Here is a 5,584-nt window from a genome sequence, read left to right on the forward strand (position 1 = left end):
GCGATCGACGATGCCGCGATGGGCCTGGTCGACCGCTACCTGGGTGACGAAGACCTGACCCGCATGGCCGCAGCGGCGCGCATCATCAGCCACACCGAGAGCGCCAGCGGCACGACCAACCAGATGCTCGCCCTCGGCAAGGCGATGCCGGCCGACACCAGCCTGCAGATCCGCGAGTTGGTGATGTCGGACCCGGGCGTGAAGAAGCTCGTCGACAGCTATGTGAACGAATCGGCCCAAGCTGTGACCGATGCCTACGACAAGGGCGTCAAGGACTACAAGGACGAGTACGGGGACACCTACCGGCGGGACAAGAACTATGCGGCGCCCGCCACGGCGGCCACGCGCAAGTTGATGGAGCTGACCGACCCGGCCAAGCATCCCGAACTCACGCCCGAGACCACGGCGCGCATCGTCAACAAGCTCTTCGGTCCGGACGGCAACGGCACCCTGGACAAGGTGATCGACGACGTCTCRCTGCATGGCGACCACTCCGCGGAGCTGATGACGATCGACGGCACGCCTGAGGGTTTCAAGTCCTTCCGCGGCATGGACAACGACATGCTGATGGGCTACGGCCTGAAGGACTTCGACGAGATCATCGGCGGCGTCAGCACGGTCATCGACCGCGCCGCGGCCGGCTCGCATCCGACTGGCAACAGCGCGGACGGCAAGCCGGTGATGGCCTGGGAATCGAGCGAGGTTCAGAAGGCTGTCGAGTCTGCCGGGCAGTCCTTCACGATGAACATCGTCGAGAACTGGGGGCCGCAGCAGGGGCGTCTCAATGGCGGCTTCCAGCGCGCCATCGCCAACGGTTCAGGAGCGACGCTGGCTCTGGAGACGGCCAGGCAGGAAAAGGACTTCCAGTTCAAGATGGATTGGGGCCCGGCCGGCGGGCATGAGGTCGACCTCGCGAAGGAAACCCTGCAAAGCACCACCAAGGGCTTGGACGACCTGAAGAAAAACTCGCGCCAGCTGTTCGAAGACAAGCACAAGGACATGGCCGCGCTTGAAGTGCCGCAGCTGCGCTTCGGCAAGCTGATGACCGAGGAGCAGCAGCAGAAAGCGCTGCAGGCCGTGATCAAGCAGCACCCCGACTTCGCCAAGGCCTTCGAGGACGGCAAGCGCACCCTGGACGCGCGCGGCTACCAGCTGCTGCGCGACACCGAGATGGTCACCTTCTATGGCCAGGACGACAGGCTGGGCAAGCAGGACGGCTACAGCCAGGTGGACGACAAGCGCAAGGCGCTGCTGGACGACGACTACACCAAGACCATGCTGATGGGCAGCGATGCCGCCTCGACCCGCATCAAGGAGCAGTCGGTGCATTCGTCGCTGAACTGGATGCGCGACGCCGGCATCACACCGCCTGCGGCTGCAGGGGTGGTGCCGGTGAACCTGTACCTGCAGTGGACCGGCGACTTCGCCGAGAACGCCATCGAGAACAACAAGCTCAAAGGTGTCTACGGTGCTGGCTATGGGCGGCTGGGCAACCATGGCCCGGCGGCGGCGGCGAGCTGGGGTGCAGTGGGCGTCACGCAGCTGTGGTTCACGGACTACCTCTATCACAACCTCAAGTTCGACTCGAGCGAGTCCTGGCGCAAGCCGGTGCTGCTGGGGCTGGTGGGGGGCTTCGCGGGCATCAAGGTGCTCGAGGCCGGCGCCGCGCTGGCGCACAAGGGCGCGCAGGCATTGCCGCCGAGCATGCAGAGGGTTCTCAACGACACCAGGGGCCTGCCGAGCCTCAGCACGATCGAGCGCGGCAGCGAGTTCACCCGCACCGCCGAATGGAAGTCCATCGGCTTCTTCGGCCTGTTGCATGCCGACGCTGCGGTGTGGGACGCGAGCCGGGTGAACAGCGAGATCAACAACTTCGTCGATGGCAAGCCGGTGGACCAGCGCAACTTCTGGACCGCCACCGTCAACCTGTCCAACGACGTCGCGATCTCGACGCTCGAGTTCAAGGGGGCCTGGAACCTGCTGAAGGACCCGCTGGTCACCACCGAGGAGGCCAAGCGGATCGCCGCACAGGGTGGCGCGGCTGTGACGCGCGATGGGCCGATCAAGGCGGCGCAGCTGGCTATCGAGGGCGCCGTCAACAAGTACGCGCTCGGCCGCTTCGGCTTGAAGGCGGTGATGACGCCGGCGAACATCTACGAGGCCGTCGGCAAGTTCATGGCCAAGAAGCTCCCCTTCATGGAGGCCGGCCCTGCAGGCTGGCTGGCCACCATGGCCTGGACGGCGACCGACCTGGTCAACTGGTACGGCAATGAACAGAAGATCCACAAGCAGCTGGAATCGGTGGATCGAGACTTCCTCTCCGCCGCCGGCATGTCGCCCGGCGCTGCTGACAATCTTGCCGACCGCGACCTGCTGAAGGCCAACTTCAACCGTTGGCTCAGCGGCGAGTCGCTGGCCGAGGGGCTGCTGGATGCCTACAGCGATGCCAAGGGCGACCCCGACAAGTTCGTGGACTGGGTCAACGAGCTGCAGCGCACGGGTCGGCTGGAGCAGGTACGCCAGGCGTCCGAATACGACACCGACAAGCAGGCGCCGGAGCACTACGAGGCCTTCCTGGCCCTGCCCGAGGACCCGACCAAGGTGGACCTGTCCTATTCGAGTGTGGCCTACAACGGCAGCAAGAAGCGCTTCGAGGATCCGATGACGCAGACCTACTACCGCGGTGGCAGCTGGGTCTACGACAAGGACATCGCGGCCGCACCCGGCGCCGCCAAGGTCAACGACCCCAACAAGGCGCACTACTTCATCGACTACAACCCGAAGTCGCGCGAGATCCATTGCATGGCCGACGTCAACATCCGGCTGTCTGCCCGTGGGGGTGAGGGCTTGAAGAACTGGCTGCAGGCGCATGGCATGGCGCCGCCGCCCCTGCCCAAGCCCGATGACACGCCGCCCGCACCGGTGGACACGTCGAAGACCGCACGCGGCAACACCTACACCGTGAAGGCGGACGAGAGCGTCTGGAGCATCGCCGGCAATGATCCCAAGGTCGTGGAGTGGATCTATGGCCACAACCTGTGGCTCAACGACCGCATGGAAAGCGACAAGCGCCCCATCAACGCGCGCGGCGGCCAGAACCCCAACTACATCGAAGTGGGCGATGTGCTGGTGCTTCCCGATGGGTATCACGCACCGAAGGCGTGATGTGCACCCGTGCCGCTTCGGCACGGCGTTGCGCCACCGCGTTCAGCCGTCGGCGCAACGGCCCCGTGCGGGCCGCCGTCAGGGCTCAGGCGGCGTGAGGCGCCGGCCCCAGCGCGGCCTGCATCAGCTGCAGGCGGTTGCGCACGCCGAAGCGCTTGCGCAGCTGGCGCATGTGGTAATCGACGTTGTGCAACGAGAGGTCGAGTTGCGCGGCGATGAGCTTGTCGGGCAGGCCGCGCGCCAGCCGCGCCAGGATCTCGTTCTGCAGCGGCGTCAGCGCGCCGGCGGCGCTGCGCAGGCCGTCCGCTTGCGGTGCCAGCGTATAGCGGCTGTAGAACTCGTGCAGGCACAGGGCCAGCGTCAGGACCTGGCCCAGCACCGCATCGGTCATCCAGTCGCGGCCCGGTCGTTTCGAGATCAGGCTGATGATGTGCCGATCACGGCCCGGCAAGCTCGGCAGGCCCATCATCACGCCGCTGCCGGCACCGGTGGCGCGCAGGTCGTCGAAGAAGCGCTGGCGCAGGCCCTGCAGGTAGGAAGGCGTCTCGGCCTCGGCTTGCAGCTCGTCCAGCGTCCACATGACCGGCAGGCCGGATTCGGGCACGCGCTGCAACCGCGGGTCGACCAGGTGATAGGTCTCGGCGAAGTAGCGTTCCGTCCAGGCGGGATCCGCGTAGGTCGTGCAGAACGACCGCGGCACGGGGCGGTCTCCCGCCTGGCTGAAACAGCCGTAGCCCAGCCATTCAAAGCCGAGCGACTGCAGCAGCGCCTTCACCGAGCGCTGGCGCAGCTCGGGTGTCTCTGCCGCCATCAGCGCGACGAGCAGCGCCGGCTGCAGCCGCGGCTGGGTCAGGTCTCGTTGCAACCCTGGCGGCTCGTCGTGCAGCAATACCGGCGTGGTGCCGTTCGCTCCGGGCGGAAGCGGATGGTCGCCACGGCCGAACGCCGCTCCCAAAGACATCAACATTCCCATGCCAAACACCTCGGCTGCGCATCAGTTCCAGATACCGCATAAGGCGAGAAACGCGGAGCGACCGGCTCATGGCGTTTCAGCTGGATACGCTTTAGTCGCAGCGCTGCAGTGACTGCGACACGACGGCCGGCGTGGTGTCGGTCCGGCCAATGCCGTTGCGGCTCTGCACGTCGCGCAGGATGACCAGGCTGCGTCGCCACGCGGCGCATGCTCGGGCGTTCTGGTGGCCGGCGGCAAGCGCCTGGCCCAGCAGGTAGTGGGCCACGCCCTGCTTKTAGCGTGTGTTCAGGTCGCGCAATGAGCCTTCTGGCAGGCTGTTGTAGCCCTCCACCGCCCGCTGCGCCGCTGCTACGGCGGCCGCCGCATCGCCGTTGGCCAGCAGCGCCCGGCTCATCGAACCGGTGACGATGGCCACCTCGGCGCGCAGTTGTGCGTTGCTGGGGTCCCGGCCGCTCAGTTCGGACAGGATCTGGACCGCCTGCCGGTAGGCGTTGGCCGCGTCACGTGGCTGCTTGGCGCGCATCAGGGCCGCGGCCAGATTGGCGTGGTGGGCCGCGAAATTGCGCTGCAGGCGCGCATCATCGCCATGCCTTTGCACGACCGGCCCTTGCAGCTCGAGGGCGCGCCGGAACGCCGCGATGGCCAGCTGCACCGTCGCAGCCTCCTCATCGCGTTCGAAGTAGTAGGTGCCTTCTTCCAGGTAGGTGGTGGCCAGGCCGGATGTGGCCGTCTCATCGCCAGGCCGGCTAGCGAGGATGGCCAGATACAGGCGCCGGGCGGTTGCCAGGCTCTTGAAGAAGGGCTCCACCTTGTCAACGAAACGCTGGACCTGCGCGAGCTGGGAATGCATCGCGGCATGGGTGGTCTGCAGATCGGGATCCAGCTGGCCATGTGCGGCCAACGTGTCCATCAGCTCGACCCCCTGGGCCACCAGTGACTCCGCCGCGGCGTCGTCATCCTGGGAGGCCAGCAGCGTGCCCTTGCGCTGATACAGCTGGGCGAGCGTGGCCGCGGCATGGGCCTGGCTCGGCTCGGCGACCCGCGGGTTGCCGACGAGGTTCTTCACCAGCGCGATGCCGCGGTCGTAGCTGTCGCGCGCGCTCTTCGGGTCACCGAGGTTGGCCGAGTACGGGCGGCCCTGGATGTCGCCGATGTTGCGGTAGCCGCCGGCCAGCTCGATCTGCAGCTCAGCGTCCCCGGCGGCTTCGGCGCTCAAATGCCGCAGCGAGTCGAGCGCGTTCTGCACGACCATCCGCCGCGCCGCCGTGCCCCCTGGCAGCGGCGCGATGGCCTTCTGAAGGTCGCGCAGCATGAGGGTGGCCAGCTTGCGGACGTCGGCGAAGTGCTGCTCCGCACGGGCCTTCTGCCGGCGCGCTTCGTAGGCCTCATAGGCCGCCACGGTGGAGGCGGCCACGCGAACCAGCATGGTCGCAGAGATCGCCACAC

3 protein-coding genes are annotated in these 5,584 nt (G+C 66.9%); 1 reads left to right on the forward strand and 2 read right to left on the reverse strand.

Annotation, left to right across the window (positions count from 1 at the left end; genetic code table 11):
* A partial coding sequence (locus ACXJKR_RS22735; RefSeq protein ID WP_457324737.1) for a hypothetical protein occupies window positions 1–3,165 on the forward strand: 3,165 nt, incomplete at its 5' end.
* An 85-nt stretch (window positions 3,166–3,250) separates the two neighbouring features.
* Here ACXJKR_RS22735 and ACXJKR_RS22740 read toward each other — a convergent pair.
* Both ACXJKR_RS22740 and ACXJKR_RS22745 read right to left on the reverse strand, forming a co-directional pair.
* Entirely contained in the window at window positions 3,251–4,138 is an 888-nt protein-coding gene (locus ACXJKR_RS22740; protein ID WP_082532448.1) for a helix-turn-helix transcriptional regulator, read from the reverse strand.
* Between the two features lie 91 nt (window positions 4,139–4,229).
* On the reverse strand, window positions 4,230–5,584 hold a 1,355-nt coding region (locus ACXJKR_RS22745), incomplete at its 5' end, for a hypothetical protein (protein ID WP_457324738.1).

The organism is Roseateles sp. P5_E11 (assembly GCF_054049355.1).

Bases quoted from the DNA above. Each gene is read 5' to 3' on its own strand.
- ACXJKR_RS22740 (WP_082532448.1), bottom strand. From the start codon at position 4,138: ATGGGAATGTTGATGTCTTTGGGAGCGGCGTTCGGCCGTGGCGACCAT.